Origin of the sequence: Nonomuraea sp. KM90 (assembly GCF_052246675.1) — a bacterium.
In the GTDB taxonomy this organism is placed as follows: Bacteria; Actinomycetota; Actinomycetes; order Streptosporangiales; family Streptosporangiaceae; genus Nonomuraea.
This window is the reverse complement of sequence record NZ_JBQQCB010000007.1, coordinates 201228-221968: the sequence shown is the minus strand read 5'-3', so window position 1 is coordinate 221968 and position 20741 is coordinate 201228. Positions and strand designations below refer to the sequence as shown.

The 20741-nt window shown below is 71.0% G+C and carries 21 protein-coding genes; 11 read left to right on the top strand and 10 right to left on the bottom strand.

Annotated features, from left to right (window positions below):
* Positions 1-1809, bottom strand: a complete 1809-nt coding sequence (locus ACTWPW_RS11415; RefSeq protein ID WP_443168657.1) for a hypothetical protein — start codon at positions 1807-1809, stop codon at positions 1-3.
* Between the two features lie 292 nt (positions 1810-2101).
* The gene (locus ACTWPW_RS11410) at positions 2102-3049 is read right to left on the bottom strand and encodes a helix-turn-helix domain-containing protein (RefSeq protein ID WP_375116750.1); all 948 of its coding nucleotides are present in this window, start codon (positions 3047-3049) and stop codon (positions 2102-2104) included.
* 103 nt (positions 3050-3152) lie between these two features.
* On the opposite strand from ACTWPW_RS11410, the gene ACTWPW_RS11405 reads away from it, so the two are divergent.
* A complete protein-coding gene (locus ACTWPW_RS11405) occupies positions 3153-4196 on the top strand; it encodes a saccharopine dehydrogenase family protein (RefSeq protein WP_443168656.1) in 1044 nt (347 codons plus the stop codon).
* Positions 4197-4281: 85 nt separating this feature from the next.
* Here ACTWPW_RS11405 and ACTWPW_RS11400 read toward each other — a convergent pair whose 3' ends face one another.
* From ACTWPW_RS11400 to ACTWPW_RS11375, 6 genes are all read right to left on the bottom strand, one after another.
* Positions 4282-5346, bottom strand: coding sequence for a VWA domain-containing protein (locus ACTWPW_RS11400; protein ID WP_375116752.1), 1065 nt, complete (start codon positions 5344-5346; stop codon positions 4282-4284).
* Positions 5347-6297 (bottom strand): VWA domain-containing protein, encoded by a 951-nt coding sequence (locus ACTWPW_RS11395; protein WP_375116753.1) that lies wholly within the window; start codon positions 6295-6297, stop codon positions 5347-5349.
* 19 nt (positions 6298-6316) lie between these two features.
* Positions 6317-7201 (bottom strand): DUF58 domain-containing protein, encoded by an 885-nt coding sequence (locus tag ACTWPW_RS11390; protein WP_443168655.1) that lies wholly within the window; start codon positions 7199-7201, stop codon positions 6317-6319.
* Positions 7202-7206: 5 nt separating this feature from the next.
* Positions 7207-8202, bottom strand: coding sequence for an AAA family ATPase (locus ACTWPW_RS11385; protein ID WP_375116755.1), 996 nt, complete (start codon positions 8200-8202; stop codon positions 7207-7209).
* A 20-nt stretch (positions 8203-8222) separates the two neighbouring features.
* Positions 8223-9020, bottom strand: coding sequence for a S1C family serine protease (locus ACTWPW_RS11380; protein ID WP_375116756.1), 798 nt, complete (start codon positions 9018-9020; stop codon positions 8223-8225).
* A 143-nt stretch (positions 9021-9163) separates the two neighbouring features.
* Positions 9164-10069, bottom strand: a complete 906-nt coding sequence (locus tag ACTWPW_RS11375; RefSeq protein ID WP_443168654.1) for a LysR family transcriptional regulator — start codon at positions 10067-10069, stop codon at positions 9164-9166.
* A gap of 115 nt (positions 10070-10184) precedes the next feature.
* On the opposite strand from ACTWPW_RS11375, the gene ACTWPW_RS11370 reads away from it, so the two are divergent.
* Both ACTWPW_RS11370 and ACTWPW_RS11365 read left to right on the top strand, forming a co-directional pair.
* Positions 10185-11033: an oxidoreductase gene (locus tag ACTWPW_RS11370; RefSeq protein WP_375116758.1), complete on the top strand. Its 849-nt coding sequence runs from the start codon at positions 10185-10187 to the stop codon at positions 11031-11033.
* 109 nt (positions 11034-11142) lie between these two features.
* Positions 11143-11556 carry an RNA-binding S4 domain-containing protein gene (locus ACTWPW_RS11365; protein WP_443168653.1) on the top strand — a complete coding sequence of 138 codons (414 nt, stop codon included), beginning with the start codon at positions 11143-11145 and terminating at the stop codon, positions 11554-11556.
* 31 nt (positions 11557-11587) lie between these two features.
* Here the strand turns inward: ACTWPW_RS11365 and ACTWPW_RS11360 are convergent, their stop codons facing one another.
* Both ACTWPW_RS11360 and ACTWPW_RS11355 read right to left on the bottom strand, forming a co-directional pair.
* On the bottom strand, positions 11588-12373 hold the full coding sequence (locus ACTWPW_RS11360; protein WP_375116760.1) for an SDR family NAD(P)-dependent oxidoreductase: 786 nt from the start codon (positions 12371-12373) through the stop codon (positions 11588-11590).
* Positions 12374-12510: 137 nt separating this feature from the next.
* Entirely contained in the window at positions 12511-12915 is a 405-nt protein-coding gene (locus ACTWPW_RS11355) for a hypothetical protein (RefSeq protein ID WP_443168652.1), read from the bottom strand.
* Positions 12916-13134: 219 nt separating this feature from the next.
* Here ACTWPW_RS11355 and ACTWPW_RS11350 point away from each other — a divergent pair, with 219 nt between their 5' ends.
* The 8 genes from ACTWPW_RS11350 (at position 13135) to ACTWPW_RS11315 (ending at position 20736) form a co-directional block, all read left to right on the top strand.
* The gene (locus tag ACTWPW_RS11350; protein ID WP_443168651.1) at positions 13135-14469 is read left to right on the top strand and encodes an MBL fold metallo-hydrolase; all 1335 of its coding nucleotides are present in this window, start codon (positions 13135-13137) and stop codon (positions 14467-14469) included.
* A 201-nt stretch (positions 14470-14670) separates the two neighbouring features.
* Positions 14671-15528, top strand: a complete 858-nt coding sequence (locus tag ACTWPW_RS11345) for a fumarylacetoacetate hydrolase family protein (protein WP_443168650.1) — start codon at positions 14671-14673, stop codon at positions 15526-15528.
* A gap of 2 nt (positions 15529-15530) precedes the next feature.
* Positions 15531-16442 (top strand): VOC family protein, encoded by a 912-nt coding sequence (locus tag ACTWPW_RS11340; protein ID WP_443168649.1) that lies wholly within the window; start codon positions 15531-15533, stop codon positions 16440-16442.
* A gap of 213 nt (positions 16443-16655) precedes the next feature.
* On the top strand, positions 16656-17588 hold the full coding sequence (locus ACTWPW_RS11335) for a TauD/TfdA family dioxygenase (RefSeq protein ID WP_375116765.1): 933 nt from the start codon (positions 16656-16658) through the stop codon (positions 17586-17588).
* A gap of 2 nt (positions 17589-17590) precedes the next feature.
* Positions 17591-18640, top strand: coding sequence for a diaminopimelate epimerase (locus tag ACTWPW_RS11330; protein WP_443168648.1), 1050 nt, complete (start codon positions 17591-17593; stop codon positions 18638-18640).
* An 11-nt stretch (positions 18641-18651) separates the two neighbouring features.
* Positions 18652-19659 carry a cupin-like domain-containing protein gene (locus ACTWPW_RS11325; protein WP_375116767.1) on the top strand — a complete coding sequence of 336 codons (1008 nt, stop codon included), beginning with the start codon at positions 18652-18654 and terminating at the stop codon, positions 19657-19659.
* Positions 19656-20291 carry a hypothetical protein gene (locus tag ACTWPW_RS11320; RefSeq protein WP_443168647.1) on the top strand — a complete coding sequence of 212 codons (636 nt, stop codon included), beginning with the start codon at positions 19656-19658 and terminating at the stop codon, positions 20289-20291. Before ACTWPW_RS11325 ends, ACTWPW_RS11320 begins: the two co-directional genes overlap by 4 nt.
* On the top strand, positions 20194-20736 hold the full coding sequence (locus ACTWPW_RS11315) for a hypothetical protein (protein WP_443168681.1): 543 nt from the start codon (positions 20194-20196) through the stop codon (positions 20734-20736). The genes ACTWPW_RS11320 and ACTWPW_RS11315 overlap by 98 nt, the downstream gene beginning before the upstream one ends.
* Positions 20737-20741: the final 5 nt, after the last annotated feature.

The window sequence follows — 20741 nt, the reverse complement described above, 5'->3', positions numbered from 1 at the left end:
TCAACCACCTCTCACCTTGAGAGCGTTGGTCAGAGCGCCAAGCATTCGGCCCATCGCGGCATCCCTCAACGTGCTGTGCTCGTCTGTCGTCAGCCCACCGTGTCCGGCTGCCTTCAGCGACTTGATCATCGCATCCACTTGCATATTGACCAGCCTGGTGGCAACCGTCCCCGCGTCCTCCGGCGTCTTCCCGTCCATGTGATCTGTAATGATTTTCTTCAATCTGTCTTTGATTTCGTCGAGCATTTTCGCCTTACCAGTGCCCGGAATCTTGCCGGCGACGGGCACCAGCTGATCAAGGTAGTCAACCGGCATGAGAATGCTTCCAGCGAGCCATTCCGCATACTGGTCGTCGCTCCACTCGGCGTAGGTCGATCCAGACAGCAGCAGGCTTGCCAGCGCTCCCGCCCGTGCGGCGTAGTTGTAGAACGCCGACGTGCTGTAGTTGTCCGAGCCGAAGGGTCGGAAGCGGCCCATGTCCATCTGCTGGACATACTCCTTCCCCAGTTTCGCCAAGGTGGCGGCCGCGGCGGAGTCCTGCATCAACGCGCCGAAGAACCGGGCGCTCACGGCTGGGTCGACCGTGTCCCATGGAGCCCGGGCGGCCAGATAGGGCGGCGGTAGTGGTGGAGTCTCCACCCCGTCGGCTACCGCTCGCTTGTACGCATCCTGAGCTCTCTTGTCAGCCTGGCCTCGCGCGAGCTTGTCGAGGACTGGCCCGATGTTCTTGGCCAGCACCCGGCTGATCGGCGAATCGGGAAAGGTGCCGAGACTGCCGCCGATCCAGAGAGAGTGAACGGACCCGATGCTGTTGATGACGACGATCCAGGCACGCTCCTGCACCTCGAACGACCCGAATTTCGGCTGCAACGCCCCGTCCAACGCCTGTGCCAGCGCTGCCTCATAGGCAGGGACGCCGCTTGACCTGATGGTGTAGGCGTCGAGCAGGACTCCCGCCTCTTTCGGGTGCTCGGCCAGGAATCGCTGGAACGCCTCCGGATTCGCCGCGAATGCCGTGGCCAGGTTGTACAGGTTCCAGTTGGGATCGGTGGGAAACGCGTCAGAGTTCGGTGGGCGATTCAGCAGATTGGCCGCCACCCGATTGAGGAACGTGCCCGACTGCGGGGCAAGTCTCACGAGGGCGGTGAGGATGTCCGATGGGGCGCTCTCCACCATCTTCTGCCATTCCGGCCCGAGCCGCCCAGAGCTCTCCGCACTGGCGAAGGCCCTGGCAAGCAGGCCCGGTGAGCCGGTGCCGGCCCGCTTGCCCGCCTCCGGGGTCAGCCCTCGGCGATCCCCGCCGGCTTGCGTGGTCATCCAGTCGCGGAACAACTTCTGAAAGGCCTTGGGGCCGAGTGCGGCCAGCAGCGCCGTGGCGTAGGCAGGGTCGTCGACCCGGCCCCTGAGCGCCGCCATCGCCTTGTCCACCTCGCTCCAGCTCTGCTGAGAGAGGTGCTCATCGTGGCGCTTGAGCGCCCCGGTGATCGCCGCGGCGTCCTCCTCGGCCGCCTGCGCCGCCTCCGTCCGGCTGGTGAAGGGCAGGGTGGCGGTCAGCATGCCCTTCTGCTGCGCCGGCACCATGCGCTTGAGGATGTCGATGCGCCATCTGAGGTCCTGCTGGGACTCGTGGAAGAACGCCCAGGTGCGATGCATGGTGGCGACACCCATGCGGCCGGCCCAGTCCGGACCCGCCTCGGCGATCGCTGCTTCGAGTCCCGGTCGTGTCCGGCCGAGGACGTCCTTGCCCGCCTCCATCTGGCGGATCAGCTTGTCTGCGCCGAGGGGATCGATCCCGGCCAACTCCCCCATGGGCCCTCCCAGAGGGTGTGGCTTACAAGGCGGAAGTAAAGCACGTCTGATACTGCGGGTAAACGCGTTATGCATTTGCGACGGGCTGCGGCGGCGGATATGGCATATGCAGGGGAGGGGACGCATACGTAAAATCGGCAAACGGGAGTTTCTGCCAGTCAGCTTCTGAAGCCGGCCTTGTACGCATGGGATTTCGAATTGCGCTGTATTGCGTAATCCGCGTGCTGAGCCGCCGGGATCGGCTCCGCAAGCGGAACTCGCGCAGGTGCGATCCGGCGTGTGCGCGTCCGTCTCATGCACGGAACGTGCGCCGGTAGGCGTCCGGTGGGACGCCTACCGTGCGGTGGAAGTGGCGGCGCAGTGTTGTCGCCGTGCCCATGCCCGCGGCCGAGGCGATGGTGTCGACGCTGTCGTCCGTGGTCTCCAGCAGTTCCTGCGCGCGCCGGATCCGCTGGGTCAGCAGCCATTGCAGCGGTGTGGTGCCGGTGAGCGAGCGGAAGTGGCGGGCCAGGTGGCGTGAGCTCATGTTCGCCTGGCGGGCCAGGTCCTCCACGGTGAGCGGCTGGTCCAGGCGGCGCATCACCCAGGTGAGCAGCTCGGCCAGGGGGTGGCCGTCCTGGGCGGGCACCGGTGTGGAGACGAACTGGGCCTGGCCGCCGGCCCGGTGGGGTGGCACGACCAGGCGGCGGGCGACCACGTTGGCGACCGCCGAGCCGTGGTCGCGGCGTACCAGGTGCAGGCACAGGTCCATGGCCGCGGCCTTGCCGGCGGAGGTGAGCACGGTGCCGTTGTCGACGTAGAGGACGTCGGGGTCGACCTCCACCTGGGGGTAGCGGGCGGCCAGTTGGCCGGTGTGGGCCCAGTGCGTGGTCGCGCGCAGCCCGTTCAGCAGGCCGGCGGCGGCGAGTACGAACACGCCCGTGCACAGGGAGACCACCCGCGCGCCCGACTCGTGGGCCACGCGCACCGCCTCGACCAGGTCGGCCGGCGGGTCCTCGTCGACGTCCGCCAGGGCCGGGACGATCACCGTGTCGGCGTGCGCCAGCCAGTCGAGCCCGCAGTCCGGCTCCAGGTGGAACCGGCCGACCCGGACGGCCTGCGTGCCGCACACCCTGACGTCGTACCAGGGGCCCGGCAGGGCGTCGGGAGCGGAGCCGAAGACCTCGTAGGCCAGGGCCAGCTCGAAGTGCAGCATCCCGTCGGTGGCGGCGACCGCGACGGAGCGCGGGAACGAGTTCATGTCGGAAATTGTATGGGTCGTGTCGTTTCGGACACTAGGCACAGGTGTGCCAGCAGGGACAGGATTTGCGTACTGAATCACTTCGAAGAACGCGGGAGCAGGCATGGGATCGGGTCAGAACGTGGCGGTGTTCGGCGCCTACGGGCACACCGGGCGGTTCGTGGTCGCGGAGCTGATTGAGCGCGGGTACGTCCCGCTGCTCCTCGGTCGCGACCAGGACAAGCTGGTGGCGCTGGTGGCGGCCCACCCGGGGTTGGCGGCGCGGCAGGCTTCGGTCGATGACCCGGCCTCGCTCGACCGGGCGCTGGACGGCGCGGCAGCCGTGATCAACTGTGCCGGGCCCTTCGCCACGACCGCCGGCCCGCTGGTCGAGGCGGCGCTGCGGGCCGGCATCCCGTATGTCGACGTGGCGGCCGAGATCGAGGCGAACGTCGACACGTTCGCGCACTTCGCCGACCGCGCCCGGGCCGCGGGCACCGTGGTGGTTCCGGCGATGGCCTTCTACGGCGGCCTCGGCGACCTGCTGGTCACCACCGCGATGGGCGACTGGACGGCCGCGGACGAGGTGCACGTCGCCTACGGTCTGAGCAGTTGGCATCCCACCACCGGTACGCTCGCTTCGGGCGTGGTCTCGGGGCAGCGACGGGGTGGCCGCCGGGTCCGCTTCACCGGCGGACGGCTGGAGTACCACGACGACGCGCTGCCAACCCTGGAGTGGCCCTTCCCGGCTCCGCTCGGCCCGCAGAGTGTCATCGGTGAGTTCACCATGGCCGACGTCGTCACCGTTCCCAGCCACCTGGACGTCCGGGAGGTGCGTACCTACATGACCGCCAAGGCGGCCGCGGACCTGGGCGCTTCTGACCCCTCGGCACCGGCCGCCGTCGACGACCGTGGCCGCTCCGCGCAGACCTTCGTCGTCGACGTCCTCGTCCGCTCCGGCGGCGCGGAACGCCGCGTGGCCGCCACCGGTCAGGACATCTACGCCGTCAGCGCGCCGCTCGCGGTGGAGGCGGTCGACCGCATCCTCACCGGGCGGACCAGGACCACCGGCGTCGCCTCCGCGGGCGCGGTCTTCGACGCCCCGGACTTCCTCCGCGCCCTGTCCACGCACCTGTCGCTGCACGTCCCGGCCGGCACCCGCGGCTGACCTGCGGTCCCGTGCCACGTCCTCCGGGGTCCGGTGCGGCCGAGGGGGTAGCCCCCGGTGGCGCACGCTTCCCCCGGCCGGACCGTCAGCGGGTCGGGGTGCGGGGGCGGTTCCACCAGAGGGAGAGGGACAGGGCCGCGGTGATGAGGACGGCACCGCCGGCGGCGAAGGCGGCGGCCGTGTCGACCTGCCGGCGGACGACGGTGAAGCTGCCGGGGAGGGTGTCGAGGGCGCTCTGGAGCTGGTCGGCGTTCTCGGCGCGGTGGTAGGAGCCGCCGGTGGTCCGGGCTATCTGCTTGAGCGCGGGCTCGTCGATCATGCGGATGTTGCGGCCGCTGTCGAACCTGCCGCGCCCGCCGAAGCCACCGCCCCAGCCGCCGAAGCCGCGGCCGTCGAACTGGGAGTTCTCGCAGACCATCGGGGCCGGGTTCGTGGTGCCGAAGCCGATGGTGAAGACGCGGAGGCGGCGCGAAGCCGCTTCCTGGGCGGCGGTCTGCGGGTCGACGCCCTGGGTGTTCGCGCCGTCGGTGAGCACGACGATCGCGGCGCCGGCGTAGCCATCACCGGAGCCTCCGGTGCCGGGGTCCGCGCCGGTGGGGGCGACCGACGGGTCGACCTCCGCGATCGCGTCGATCGAGGCGAGCATGGCCTGGCCGATCGCGGTGCCGCGGGCCACGGTGAGGTTGTCCAGCGCCTCGACCAACGAGTCGGTGTCGTCGGTGGGCGGGACGACCAGGCCGGCGGTGCCGTTGAAGGTGACCAGGCCGATGCGCGGCCCACCCCGCTGCGACTCGATGAACTCCGCGGCGGCCTTCCGCGCGGCGGTGAGGCGGTTGGGGTCGACGTCCGTGGAGCACATGGAGCCGGAGGTGTCGAGCGCCAGCAGGATCGTCGCCGACGTCTGCGGCACCGGCACCGACGCCTGCGGTCGCGCGGCTCCGACCGCGAGCAGCGCGAGTCCGGTGATGAACAGTGCCGGGGGGATCTTGCGCGTCCAGCGCGTACGGCCGGGCAGCGCGGTGCGTACGAGCGAGATCGAGGTGACGCGGACGGCGGCCCGCCGGCGGCGGCGTAGCGCCCACCAGCGGATGGCGAGGATCAGCGGGATGATCAGGACGGTCAGCAGCGCCCACGGCCATGAGAACGTCATTCAGATCACCCGTCCGGACCGGAGCACGGTGAGCGCCGCTCCTGCGGTGAGCAGCGCGAGGGCGAGCCCGATCAGCCCGCCGGCGAGGGGCAGCGGCTCGTCGGAGACGGTGAGCCGCAGGTCGATCGTGTCGGCGATCCCGTCGAGGCGCGCGGCGTCGGAGGCGGGGTGGTAGGCGCCGCCGGTGGTCTGCGCGATCAAGGTGAGGGTGTCCTCTTCCAGCGAGGTCTGCAGGTGGTAGCCGTCCACCTTCACCGTGGCCCCGGCCGCGGTGCCGACGCCGACGGTGTGGATGTGCACGCCTGCCTGCTGGGCGAGGGTGGCGGCGCGTTCGACGTCCCGGCCCAGGTTCTGGCCGTCGGAGAACAGCACGATCGTCGCCGACGGCCAGTAGCCGAGGTCGGGCGCGGCGCCCTCGCTGTCGACGGCCACCTCCTTGCCGGTGATCGCCATCAGCGAGGCCGTGATGGCCGTCTCCAGCGAGGTGCCGCCGGCGATCTTCAGCCGGTCGATGGCCTTGAGCGCGATGGAGTGGTCGGCGTCGGGCCGGGCGGTGGTGTGCGCCCCCCGTTCGAACGCGACGACCCCGATGTCGACGCTGTCGGGCTGCGCCGCCACGAACGCGCGGGCCGCCCGCTGCGCCGCCGCCAGCCGGGTGGGCTCGACGTCGTCGGCGCCCATGCTGTTGGAGACGTCCATGGCGAGGATGACGGTGCCCGAGGTCCGCGGGACCGGCACCATGGCCGCCGGTCCGGAGGTGGCGATCGCGAGCACCCCGACGCCGGCGACCGTCAGGCCGATCCCGAGGTACGCCCGGCGGCCGTCCGGCGCGGCGACCCCGGCCGCGGCGAGGGCGGCCGTCCGGCGGCGCGCCGAGACGACGGCAGCCCAGGCCAGCGCCACCGTGAGCAGCAGTCCGACGGCGAGGAGCAGCGGTGAGGACAGGGTCATGAGGCCTCCTTCGCCGACCTCATGACGACCGGTCCCGGGTACGGGCGACGACCTCGACGAGCGCCTCGGCCAGGTCGCGGTCGGTGTCGACGCGGTGCACGGGCACCCCGGCCCGGCGCATGCCCGCCGTGAGCCGGGCGTCGCGGGCGTCGACGGCGGCGTGGAAGCGTACCCGGAGCAGCGGGTCGGCGGAGTCGACGACGAGTTGCTCGCCGGTCTCGGCGTCCTCGACCACGATCAGCCCGGCTTCGGGCAGCACGTCGTCGGCCGTGTCCACGATCCGCAGGGCGACCACCTCGTGCCGCCTGGCCAGGCGCTGGAGCGAGCGTTCCCAGTCGCCTTCGCCGATGAAGTCCGACAGCACGACGATGAGCGCGCGGCGGCGCGCGAGCCGTCCGGCCGCGTCGAGCATCTCGGCCAGGTCGGTGGTGGCGCCGCCGTGCGCCGCGGAGGTGCGGTCCAGCTCGGCGCCGATCCGCAGCGCGTGCCGCCGGGAGGTGCCGGGCGGCACGACGCGCAGCATCCCGGTGTCGAACAGCAGCGCGCCGACGCGGTTGCCGCCCCGTCCGAACAGCCGGGCGAGGACGAGCGCCAGCTCGGCGAGTACGTCGTGCTTGCCGCGCCCCGGCCGCCCGGCCGTCATCGACGCCGACCGGTCGAGCACGAGCCACACCGTGAGCTCGCGGTCCTCGGTGAACACGCGCAGGTGCGGCTCGTCCAGGCGTGCGGTCACGTTCCAGTCGATGTGGCGGGCGTCGTCGCCCTCGCTGTACGCGCGCAGCCCCGTGAAGTCGATCCCGGAGCCGCGGTACGTGGTGCGGTGGGCGCCCTGGAGCCGGCCGTCGAGCCTGCGGACGACCTTCCACTCCAGGCGGAGCAGGAGTTTCTCGGGGGCGGTGGCCATCGCGCTCAACGGCTCTGCAGGACGACGTCGGGCGCCCGGACGGCCCCGAGCACCCTGGAGACGATCGTGTCGGCGTCGACGTCGTCCGCGAGGGCCTCGTACGACAGCACGAGGCGGTGACGGAGCACGTCGAGCGCGAGCTCGGACAGGTCGTGCGGCAGCACGTAGTCGCGTCCGCGCAGGAACGCCAGCGCCCGGGCGCCCGTGACGAGCGCGATGGACGCCCGCGGGCTCGCCCCGTACGTGACGTACCGTTCCAGCTCGCCGAGCCCGCCCGTCGCCGGGGAGCGCGTCACGGAGACCAGCCGTACGGCGTAGTCGACGACCGCCGGATCGACGTACACCTCCTGAGCGCGGACCCGCATCGCCATCAGGTCCTCGGCCGTCACCATCGGCTGCGGCGGCTCCGGCGGCCGCAGCGCCCGGTCGACGATCGCCCGCTCCTCGGCCTGCGTCGGATAGTCGACGACGACCTTCATCATGAACCGGTCGACCTGCGCCTCGGGCAGCGGGTACGTGCCCTCCGACTCGATCGGGTTCTCCGTCGCCATGACCAGGAACGGCTCCGGCACCCGGAACGTCTCACGGCCGATCGTCACCTGATGCTCCTGCATCACTTCCAGCAGGGCGCTCTGCACCTTGGCGGGGGCGCGGTTGATCTCGTCGGCCAGCAGCAGGTTCGCGAACACCGGGCCGAGCTCCGTCCTGAACTCGCCGGAGTGCTGGTGGTAGACCCGCGTGCCCACGAGGTCGGCGGGCACCAGGTCGGGGGTGAACTGGACGCGCTGGAAGCTCCCGGCCATCGCGGCGGCCAGCGACCGCACCGCGAGTGTCTTGGCCAGGCCGGGCACGCCCTCCACCAGCAGGTGGCCGTCGGCGATCAGCGCGACGGCCATGCGCTCCAGCAGGATGTCCTGGCCGACGATCGTTCGCTTGACCTCGAACAGCACCTGTTCGAGTGGATGGGCCTGGGCCGACTCGGGGGACTTGGTCGAGGTCATATGGCGTTCCTTCTCGTCGGTCAGATCAGGGGTCCCTCGCCCGGCGGGCCGTCGCCGTCGGAACCGCCCAGGGCCACGCCGATCGGCACCGCGAACGCGATGCCGGCGAACGCCTCGTCGCCTCCCGGGTCGGCGATCGAGACGACGATCCCGATGACCAGGCCGCGAGCGTCCAGGAGGGGACCGCCGGAGCTGCCCGGGTTCACGGAGGCGTCGAACTGGATGAGCCCGCTCAGGTCCTTCTCGGCGGTCCGGTTCAGGCCCGACACGACTCCGGTGGAGACGCTGTACGTCAGGCCCAGCGGATTGCCGATCGCCACGACCGGCGCGCCCACGGCCACGCCGCCACCGATCGTCGCCGGGACGACGATCTCCGGCAGCTCCGCGGGCTTGAGGATCGCGACGTCGCGCTTGGGATTCGACGAGGCGACGACGGCCTTCGCCTTGGTGCCGTCCGCGAACGTCAGGTTGACGTCCTTGGTGCCTTTGACGACGTGGTGCGCCGTCAGGATCGTCCCGTCCTCGGCCGCGATCACCCCGGTTCCGAGCGACTCCCCTGCCTGGATGACCACCACCGACGGCCCGACCCTCTTGAAGACGTCGGGCACCGCGAGCGTCGCACTGGGCGACGGCGTCGCACTCGGCCTGGGCGCGGCCCCTTCGCCGTTCCCACCACTGCTTCCCAGCCAGTACGCCAGCACCGCCACGACGACAACCACGCCGCCCGCGACGGCGAACCGCCGAGCCCTCCTCCCGGCCACGGCCCCCTGGGCTAGCTGAGCCTCGGCCGCACCGGCCTCCGGCGGCACGCGGTCCATTGCCCCATAGTCATAAATTTCAGTTGAAAGTGCCACAAATTCGCCTGAGAACTTCATGAGAACCGCTCCCCATAGCTCAACGGCGCAGCACGGGAACGGGTCAGGCTCGGGCAGAACGGTCCACCGTCACGGCCGCCTCACGATCATCCGCTTCGAGTGAGATCGCAGGTTGCCGCGAGGTTGGTGACGATCTCGAGCAGACGCACGAGCGCGGGGTTGTCGTTACCCGGTCGCCAGATGACGTCGGTGGGGGCGTAGGCGCCGGTGATGGGGACGAAAACCACGCCGGTACGGCGAAGGCTCCGGGAAGAGCGGGCCAGGCGGGTAACGCCGACGCCGGCGGCTACCAGTCCGAGGAGGTTCTGGGGGTTGGCGTCGGTGTGGACGACGTCGGGGATGAAGCCCGCCTCGTGAAAGTGGTCGTTGTAGGCCCGGTGCCAGGGCTCCCATGAGCTCGGCGGGGTGAGGATCCAGCGTTCCTCCGCCAGGTCCCGCAGATCCAGCTCGGTGCGGTCGGCCAGGACGTGACCTTCGGGCAGGACTGCGCAGACGGGCTCGCTGGTCAGCGTTCGGGACGCGAGGCCGTCGGCCAGCGGCGGGCGGGTGAACGCGGCGTCGTAGCGCCCACTGGTGACGCCCGCCACGAGGGTGCCGATGGCCGTCGACTCGGTAGTGACGCGCACGTCCGTCAACTGCTCGCGCAGGGCTCGGACGATCGGGGGCAGCAGGTGGTTGGCGACGGTGGTCAGGAAGGCCAGGCGCAGATCGCCGACCTCGCCCCGCCGCGCCCGCTGGAGGACGGCGAGAGCCTGGTCCGTGCGTTCCAGGACGGCGCGGGCCTCGGAGACGAACGTACCTCCGACAGCCGTCAGCCGGGTGCCACGGCTGTCTCGGTCGAGCAGCCGCACCCCCAGCCGGCGCTCCAGAGCGGTGATCTGCTGGGAGAGTGACTGCTGGGCGATCCTCAGGCGTTCCGCTGCCCGGGTGAAGCTCAGCTCCTCGGCCACCGTGACGAAATACCGCAGTTGCCGCAGCTCAGGATGGGTCACAGCTTCTGACTGTAGCGCGGCAGAAAGCGAGTGTTGGATCTGGATCACGGTCCCCGGACAGGCTGGTGGACAGCGGGAAGCACGTGGCGACCCCGACACCTAAGGAGATTCACACATGCCTGACATCGCCGGCGGCCAGGCCCGGGTCTGGCTGATCACTGGTTGTTCCACCGGGTTCGGTCGCGAGCTCGTGCGTGCCGCGGTTGCTGCGGGCGACCGGGTGATGGCCACCGCCCGCCGCCCTGAGGCCCTGGCCGATCTGGTGGAGCTCGGCCAGGGCCAGGTCAGCGTCACCACGCTGGACGTGACCGACTCAGGCTCCATCAAGGATGCGGTCGAGGCGACACTGGCCGTCCACGGCCGGATCGACGTCGTGGTCAACAATGCCGGAAACCTGCTCTTCGGCGCGGTCGAGGGCCTCGACATGGACCAGCTGCGCAGTCAGATGGACACGCTGTTCTTCGGCGCCGCCGAGGTCACCAAGGCGGTCCTGCCGCACCTGCGCGAGCAGGGCAGCGGCACGATCGTGCAGATGAGCTCCATGGGCGGGCAAGTCACCTTCCTCGGATTCGGCGCCTACCACGCGGGCAAGTTCGCCCTGGAAGGCCTGTCGCAGACGCTCGCCCAGGAGCTCTCCCCGCTCGGCGTCCGCGTAATGATCGTCGAACCCGGGGCCTTCCGTACCCAGATCAACGCGAGCAAGATCGTCACCGCGGTGCCGGAGGCATATCACGGCAGCGTCGGCGCCTTCCGGACGACCATCGACTCGATGCGGGGCCAGGAGCCAGGCGACCCCGCCAAGGCCGCAGGCGCCATCGTCACCGCCGTCCACAGCGGCAACCCACCCCTGCGGCTGGTGCTGGGCAGTGACGCGATCGACGGCATTCGCGCCGAGCTCGCATCCCGGCTGCAGGACATGGCCGGCTGGGAGGAGCTCAGCCGCTCCACCGACGCCGCCGTCTGATCCACCCCGCGGGCAGGGGATCGGATCGGCCGCATCCGGCACGCGCATGTCAGCGCACCCGGCTCCTGCGCGATCGACGGGGTGTCACGGCACTCAGTAGGGTGTCGGAGTGGCAGGTGAGCAGGTGAGTGCGCGGGTGGACAGCTGGATCTGGTCGGTCCGGCTCACCAGGACTCGGTCGATCGCGTCCGACGCCTGCCGGGGCGGCCACGTCCGGGTCAACGGGGTACGCGTCAAGCCCGCGCACGTCGTCCGGGCCGGCGACGAGATCCGGCTGCGGCACGAGGGGCGCGAGCGCATCGTCGTCGTCTCCCGGGTCATCACCAAGCGCGTCGGCGCCGCCGTGGCCGCCGAGTGCTACGTCGACAAGAGCCCTCCGCCGCCTCCCCGCGAGGAGACCGTGACGGTGGCCGTCCGGGCCCGGGGCGCGGGGCGGCCCACCAAACGCGAGCGCCGCAACATCGACAAGCTGCTCGGACGCCCGGCGGGGGAAGGGCGCGAGCGCCGTACGCGGCCGGAGTGATGGGGCCGGCAGCCCGCGGGCGACCCCGGCCTCAGCCCTTCTGGAGTTCGGTCAGCAAGTCCTGCGAGTACGCGATGCGGCCGGTGAGCTCCGCGACCGGGCGGTGGCACAGGGCCAGGGCGGCGTCGGCCATGACGGTGGGAGGCTCGGCGTTCGGGTCGTCGTCGGTGGTGAGGCGGTGGAAGAGGGTGCCCGGGGTGGGGACGACCTGGTTCGGCGACAGCGCGTTCACGGCGATGTTGTCGGCGTAGAGCTCGGCGGCGAGGCCGGTGGTGAAGCGTTCGAGGGCGGCCTTGCACATGCCGTACACCGTGCCGCCGAAACCGGCGTGCGGACCGGGCGGGAACGTCGGGTGGCGGGCGGCGATGGAGGAGATGTTGAGGATCCAGCCCTCGCCGCGTTCCCGCATCCCGGGCATCACCAGTTGGGCGAGGTGGAAGGGCGCGTTGACCTGCACCTCGAACATCAGGTGGTAGCGACGGTCGGTGAAGTCCGACACCGGCGTGAAGTAGGTGACCGCGGCGTTGTTGACCAGGATGTCGACCGTGCCGTACCGCTGTTCGGCCGCCTCGACGAGCGCCCGCCTGTCCTGCTCCCGCGACAGGTCGGTGGCCTGGGCGAAGGCGGTGCCACCGGCCGCCTCGATCCGGGCGACGGTGTCGCCGATCGTCCCTTCGAGGCGGCTCTGCGACGCGTCGACGGTACGGGCGGCGGCGACGACCTTCGCACCCTCAGCGGCCAGCCTTACCGCTATCGCGGCGCCGATGCCCCTGCTCGCTCCGGTGACGACCGCGACCTTGCCTTCCAGTACGCCCATGGCTGTCCTCTCCTTGCCGACTGAGGAACCCTCCCTTCCGATACTAGAACGATATTTTAGAATCTGGCGAGATCCAGCGACGGGGAAGCGGCACGCCCAGCCCGTAGCCGATGTCCGGTTACGGCATGCACATCTCGTCAGGAGGCGTCGAGGGCTTCGGTGATCTTGCGGGCCATCTCCGTCATGGTGGGGCTGGGCTCGCCCTTGTGGGGCCGGGTGGCCGCTTCGACGGCGACGATGACGGTGCGGCGGAAGTTGCCGGCCTCGGTGGGGTCCTGCTGCTTGAGCAGGCTCATGGCTGCCGTCAAGGCGGGCAGCACCTGGTCGGCTAGTGCGGCGACGGTCTTGCCGTACTTCACGCCCTTGGGCGCCTTGGTGAGCACGTGCCCGACGGGGCCGGTCGCGGAGGTCAGGGCGATGCTGCCTTCGGTGGCGGCCTTGTGGGCCGAGCCGGCGGCACCGGCGGCGGACATCAGCGAGACGGCGCCCCAGGCGGCGGTCCGCAGGGTGAGCGTGTCCTGGCCGGAAAGGGTGACGGACATGATGGGGTGCTCCTTCAGATCTGCGACGAGAGATTCGGGTGAACGGACGGCTGGTGAAGTGCGGCCTGTGGGCGCCGCGTTCGCTGTTCCGTTCATGGGCTCAACCATCGCCGACCGCTCTGACACCGGGCCGCCGCCGCCCTGACGCCGCCACTGACACGACACGGGCTTCCTTGGGCAGTTGACTGGTCGGCCTTGTTCGATTTGAGGAGAAGAACGATGGACGTCATGTCGTTCCGGACGCCCGGCCTGGGCGACCAGACCTACCTGCTGACCCATGAGGGCATGGGCGTCCTCGTCGATCCCCAGCGCGACATCGACCGCTTCCTGCGGGCCGCCGCCGAGTGTGCCGCCGAGGTCCGATTCGTGCTGGAGACCCATCTGCACAACGACTACGTCTCCGGCGCCGAGCAGGCCGCGCTGCGTACCGGCGCCGAGCTGGTGCTGCCCGCGGCCGCCGCGCCCGCGTACCGGCACACGCCCGCCTTCCACCTGGAGGACATCGACGGCGGTGGCGGCCTGACCCTCCGGCCCGTTCACACACCCGGCCACACCCCCGAGCACACGAGCTACCTCGTGCTCATCGGCGGCGAACCGGTCGCGCTGTTCTCCGGCGGCAGCCTGCTGGTCGCCTCGGCCGGGCGGCCCGATCTGCTCGGTCCCGACCGGGCCCGCTCGCTGGCCCGGCTCCAGTACGTCTCGCTACGCCGGCTGGCCGCGCTACCGCCCGATGTCGGCCTGTACCCGACCCACGGGAAGGGCTCGTTCTGCACCGCCACCGGCTCCGGCAAGCTGACCTCCACCATCGGGGCCGAACGGCAGGACAACCCGCTGCTGGCGATCGAGGACCCGGAGGAGTTCGCCGATGCGCTGCTGGCCGCGCCCATGCCCATCCCCGGCTTCTACCGGCACATGGGCCCGGCCAACACGCTCGGCGTGCCGCCCATGCCGCCCGTGAGCGTGCCCGAGCTCGGGCGACCGGCGGCGGGCACGTACGTCGTCGACGTCCGGCCGCGCGAGGCTCAGACCCGTGGCATGCTCCCCGGCTCCCTGGGCATCGAGCTGGACGACGACTTCGGCAGCTGGGCAGGTTGGCTGCTCCCCTATCGGCAGCCGATCACCCTGGTCGCCGAGCCCGGTCAGGACGTCACCGAGGCCGTCACCCAGCTGGCCCAGGTAGGGGTCGACACCGTGCGGGGCGTCGTCCGCGACCTCGGAAAGGACGCCACGCAGGCGTACGAGCTGCTGGACCTGGACGCCTTCGTCCACCGCCTGACCGAGACCGACGCCCAGTTCCTGGACGTGCGGATGCCCAGCGAGCGGGAGCGGACGCGACTGGCGGGCGCCGTCGAGCGCTTCCTGCCCGACCTGTTCACCCAGGGCGTTCCGGCCGAGCTCGACCCGGAGCGGCCCGTGCTCGTCGCCTGTGCCTCCGGCCGCCGCGCGAGCATCGCCGGCGGGCTCCTGGCCCGCGAGGGCTACCGGCCGCTCGTACTCACCGACGCGGGCGTCGCCGAGGTGGTCGCCGCGCTCCACCAGCGCGACGACGCCTGACCTCCTCGGCTCCCACCATCCGGCCGAGCGGGGAGCGAACCTTCGAGGCCGGAGGAGGCGGCCCTTTGGTGCCGGCGCCGCATCCCGTCGGGGCGCTGAGCGCGGGCGGGGTCACCGCTGGGACCAATCGGCGGCGAGACTTTGGGCTGGGCGCGCAAGCGGCCGTGGGCCCGGCCTTCGTTGAATCGGGGTGACAAGCCGATGGACGAAGGGAAGCTCATGCGGGTTGCCAACCTTGCCGGCCGGGCGGTGCTGCTGGCCGACGGCGGCGCGATCGACATCGAGAAGGCCGGCGGTGGGCGGTTTCCGGCCGACCCGCAGGCGCTGTTCGAGCGCTGGGACGAGCTGCGGGCCTGGAGCCCGGACGCCGCCGAACCCGTGCCGTTCGCCGAGGCGGAGCTGGGGGCTCCGGCGCCCGCGCCGCGCCAGGTGTTCGCGATCGGGGTGAACTACCGCGACCACGCCGAGGAGTCGCGGATCGAGCCCGGGGCCCGGCCGCCGGTGTTCACCAAGTTCGTCTCCTGCCTGACCGGTCAGGACGCCGTCGTCGTGCTGCCGGAGGGCGGGCTGACCGACTGGGAGGTGGAGCTGGTGGTGGTGATCGGCCGGCCCGCCCACCGGGTGGCCGCGGGCGACGCCTGGTCGTACGTGGCGGGGCTGACGGTGGGGCAGGACCTGTCGGAACGCATCACGCAACTGTCGCCGCCGCAGCCGCAGCAGTTCTCCCTCGGCAAGTCCTTCCCCGGGTTCGGGCCGATGGGGCCGTGGCTGGTGACCCCGGACGAGTTCGCCGATCCCGACGATCTGGAGATCGCCTGCTACCTGGACGGCGAGCGCATGCAGCACGCCCGTACCAGCCAGATGATCTTCTCGGTGCCCGAGCTGGTCGAGCGGCTGTCGTCGGTGACCCCGCTGCTGCCGGGAGACGTGATCTTCACCGGTACGCCGGGCGGCATCGGCGGCACCCGTACCCCGGCCCGCTTCCTGACCCCCGGCGAGCACCTGCACAGCACGATCGAGGGCATCGGCACCCTCCGAACCACGTTCACGGGAGCCTGACCATGACACTGCACCGCCTGACCCGGATCACCATCGGCGTCCCGAACGTCGCCGAGACCGTCGCCTACTACGCCGACTTCGGGCTGCTCGCCACCGGCGAGCACACCTTCGCCACCGCCGACGGCGGCGAGCAGCTCCACCTGGTGCACGCGCCCACCCGGCGGCTGGTCGAGCTGGGCATCGGCGTGGACGACGCCGACGACCTCGGCCGCATCGGGGCCGGCCTGGCCCGGCTGGACCTGGCGCTCGATGCTGACGGCCGGGTGACCGACCCCGGTACGAAGGTCCGCGTCCAGGTGTCGGTCGCCGAACGGATCGCCCGCCCGGCCGAGCCCGCCCCCGTCTACAACGGGCCCGGCCGCGCCGACCGGGTCGACGCCCGCGCGCCCGGCGTGCTGCGCGAGCAGCCGGTACGGCCGCGCAAGCTCGGCCACGTGGTCCTCGGCTCCACCGACCAGGAGGCCAGCCGGCGCTTCTTCACCGAGGGCCTCGGGTTCAAGGTCAGCGACGAGGTGCCGGGCATCGCCGCGTTCCTGCGCTGCTCGACCGACCACCACAACCTGCTGGTCCAGCCGGCGCCGATCCCGTACCTGCACCACACCTCCTGGGAGGTCGAGGACGTCGACGAGATCGGCCGCGGCGCCCACCGGATGCTGGAAGGGCACCCGGAACGGCATGTGTGGGGGCTGGGCCGCCACCACATCGGCTCGAACTTCTTCTGGTACCTCAAGGACCCGGCGGGCAACTTCTCCGAGTACTACTCCGACCTGGACTGCATCGTGGACGAGGCGATCTGGGAGCCGGAGGTGTTCCAGGACATGCGCATCCTCTACAGCTGGGGGCCGCCGGTGCCGCCGTCGTTCATCGAGCCGGAGGACCTGGCCGCGCTGATGGCGGGAGCGCACGGATCATGAGCCACCACGCGGAGGGTGAGCGGCCGCTGGTCCTGGTTCCCGAGGATCTGCCGCCGGTGGAGGCGGTAGGAACGACCGTCACGTGACGCTCCTCCGCGCCGGGAACGGCTCACCACGTGTTTCAGCGGCGCATCAACGGGGTTGGACAGCCAATATAGCCAGACGGGTGATTCTGGGCGGTGATGGACGGCCGGAACATCCGGAAGGTGTGGCATGAAGATTCTCTCGAAGACCATTGGCTGCGAAATCGCCGCCGGTCCCGGTGAGCGGCTCGCGGACATCGACCCCGCGATCGTCGTACCGCTCCTGAAGAAGGACGGCTACGTGCACTTCACGGGATACCAGCCGACCCTGGCGGAGTTCGAGGCCTTCACCGGGCGGTTCGGTACGTGTGCCGGGGCCCGCCACGTGCACTACCCGGAGGGCGGGGAGGCGCTGGGCTTCCATGCCGAGGACTCCTACAACCCCTACAGGCCGGATGCCATCTGGTTCCTGTGCCTGTTCGAGGGCAGTGACGGCGGCGCGCCCACGGGGGCGGTCGACGGGGTGCGGCTGCTCAACGAGCTCAGCCCGCGCTGGCGGGAGTTCTGCCGGGCGAACACGCTCCGCTTCGAGCGTCACTGGGGCGAGGAGACCTGGCGGACGGCGGCCGGCGGGGCGACGGCCGGGGAGGTCGGGCAGGTGCTGGACTCGCTGCCCGGCTTCAGCCACCAGTTCCTCCCCGACGGCACGCTGTACACCTGCTGCGAGACACCGATCGTGATCAGGACGCCCAACGGCGACGACAGCTTCAGCAACACGATGCTGCAGGCGATGACGGAGCAGACGTTCTACGGCATGACGCTGGGCGACGGCACTCCGGTGCCGCGGGAGCTGCTGGAGATCGTGGAGCGCTGGGCGTTCGAGCACGAGATCGAGATCGGCTGGTCGGCCGGCGAGGTCGCGGTGATCGACAACTACCGCATGATGCACCGGCGGGCCGAATATCACGGCAAGGACCGTGACCTGCGGGCCAGGCACTGCGAGAACCTCTTCGGTACGCGCCTGCCCGACGACTCCACCGAGCTGGCGGCCGGCGTCAAGTCGCTCATCCAGAGCGACGTGGGGCTGCCGGTGGCCACCGGTCCCATCCCCACAACGGTGTGACCATGGACATCCGGTTCAGCAAGTACACCTCGTTCGGCAACACGTTCATCATCGTCGACGAGACCCGCACGCCGCTGGCCGGCGACGAGCAGCGGGCCGGCTTCGCGCGCTGGGCGCTCAACGGCGACTTCGGCATCGGGGGGACGGACAACGTCCTGTACCTCTCCGAGGCCACCGGCCCGGCCGACTACGTCTTCCGGATCTTCGAGGTGGACGGGTCCGAGACGCTGTCCTGCGGGAACGGGCTGCTGTGCACCGCCGCCGTGCTGCGGCGGGAGCACGGCGGCGATCAGTGGCGGGTGCTCACCGAGCTCCCCACCGGACGGCCCCGGCCGGTGCAGATCGGCGCGGAGGGGGACGGTCGCCGCACCTGGGTCGACATGGGCGAGACCCGCCCGGTCCCGGCGGAGCTGATCAACCGGAGCGGGCCGCCCCCGGCCGACGGGATCGACCGGATCAGCGGCCTCGACGTGCCGGGCGTGGGCGAGCTGGGCGGCTACCTGACCTTCAGCGGCGAGCCCCATCTGGCGCTGTTCCGCGGGCACGGGCTGCCGGACGAGCTGGCGGAGAAGCTGTTCATCGACGCGCGGGGCGCCATCGGCAGGCCGGACGGTGACGACATCACGGAGTCGGTCGCCCTCGCCCACCACATCGGCACCCACGTCAACCGGGCCTACCGGGACCTCTTTCCCCAGGGCGTGCACCTCAACTTCGCCCGGGTCGAGGGGCGGCGGGTCGAGTACCGCACGTGGGAGCGCGCGATCAACTGCGAGACGCTGGCCTGCGGCTCGGGCACGGTGGCCATGGCGCACGTCGGGAGGGAGCTCGGGCTCCTGCCCGAGGGTGAGATCGAGTTCTGGCCGCACCGGTGCCGCTGGTACCAGCCCGGCGCCGCCCTCACCGTCACCAGCACCGAATCCGGATATGTCGTGACCGGCCAGCCTCGCCTGGTCTGTGTCGGCGTCGTACCCGAGACGTCGGTCGTACCCGAGACGTCGGTCCCCCCGGACCTCGCCCGCGTCCCAGAACCCCGGCAACCGTCGATCCGCTAAGGACCCCATTCATGTGCTCGCTGCACCAGCAGGTTGACCCTGCCGACACGCTGCGCGAGGCCGGTCTCGACGTGCGGCCGCTGCCCCGCCACGGCAACCCCACGCCCGCCGCGGTACGGCAGGCCATCGCCGACCGTTCGGGCCCCATGGTGTTCCCCGGGCTGTCCGACTCGTGGCCGGCCAGGACTCGCTGGACGCCCGAGAACCTGGCCGGCACGCACGGCCGGCGCCCCGTCACCGCACTGATGGGGCTGCCGGCCAACGGCGTGCTGTTCCCCCAGGACCAGAAGAACTACGAGCGCACGCTGCCGTTCGCCGAGTTCGTCCACACCATGTTGACCACCCCGGCGGACTCGCCCTGCTACCTGGCCTACACCCGGGCCGCCGAGCTGTTCCCGGCCTGCGACTACGACTTCGAGCCGCTCAGCGGCGGCCTGCCGGACGGCACGGACACCCGGGTGTGGATCGGCTCGGCCGGCACCAGGTCGATGCTGCACTCGGATCTGAAGGACAACTTCTTCTGCCAGATCTGGGGCGAGAAGCACGTGGTGCTGGTGCCGTGGGAGCACGCCCGTGACGTCTACCCGTTCCCCGGCAACCTGGTCAACAGCCAGGTCGACCTGATGGACCCGGACCTGGACCGGTTCCCGCGGCTGCGCCGGGCGGTGTTCTACGCGGGCACCGTGGGGCCGGGCGACGTGCTGTTCATGCCGCGCGGGTGCTGGCACGACATCAGGGCGCGTACGCCGTCCGTCTCCGTCAACCACTGGTTCGGCCGCCCGATGACCGCGGCCGACTACGCCTCGCTGCTGCTCAGGAGCGGTCCCCGGTACTGGGCCGCGACGGCACGGGACTTCGTCGCGCACGGGCTGCTGCGCCGCCGGGAGCAGACCACGTTCTTCTTCAGCCCGCCATCGACCGGCAAGCGGCTGTTCGACCTGCTGCGCTGGGGCGACTTCTCGCGCGAGAACGATCCGGCCACCGGGCCGGCCGACGACCGATCCGGGAGGACGCCGTGACCACCACCACGACCCTGGCCAGCCCGCTCAGGACGACCGTGGACCCGTCGTTCGAGCTGCGGCTCGTCGAGGCGATCCGGCCCATCACCGAGCACTTCCTCGCGGTGGGCATCCACCACCTCTTCGACACCGGCATCTACGACGCCCTGGCCGACCGGCCGCCGGTCCCGATCCCGGCCCTCGCCGACGAGCTGACCATGGACGTCGACCGGCTGCGCGGCTTCCTGCTCTACCTGGCCAACGAGGACATCGTGCAGCTGGCGGACGACCGCGTCGCGCTGACGGGACGGGCGCGCGGGCTCGACGAGTTCCGTGCCTGGTACACCTTCCTCATCGGCGGGTACGCCACCACGATCCAGCAGATCGGGGGCGCCCTGGCCCGCGGCGCCCCCGATCTGCACCCGCAACGGCGCGTACGTGGGCGTGGGCAGCTGCGAGATCAGCCGCTACGACGGCATGCCGATGACCCTCGACCTGCTGGAGCAGGGCGGCGTGACCGCTCAGGAGCTGCTCGACCTCGGCTGCGGCAACGCGCTGTACCTCACGGAGTTCGCCAAGGCCGTCCCCGGCCTGCGGGCGGTCGGGGTGGAGCCGGACCCGGACGGCTACCGGGCGGCGGTCGGCCTGGTTGAGCGGACGGGCATGGCCGAGCGGGTCCGCCTGGTGAACGCCTCGGCCACCGACTTCCTGCGCGACCCGCCCCCGGAGTGCCGGCCCGACCTGATCGTCCTGGGCTACGTGCTGCAGGAGATCCTGGCCCAAGAGGGCGAGGAGGCGGTGCTCGACCTGCTGCGCGACGTCGTCGCCCGGTTCCCGCGGATCAACGTCGTCGTCATCGAGGTCAGCGACGAGATCGGCAACCCGGCCGTCATGCGGCACGGCGTGGCCAGGAACTTCTGGAACCCGTACTTCCTCATCCACTACTTCACCCGCCAGCGCCTGGCCAGGAAGGCCTACTGGGACGAGCTGTTCCGGCGGGCCGGGCTGACCGTGGCCGGCTTCACCTCCACCGACCCGCACATCGACTCCAGCGGTATCGAACTCGGCTACCTGCTGCGTGGTCCGGACTACCACTGAGGAGC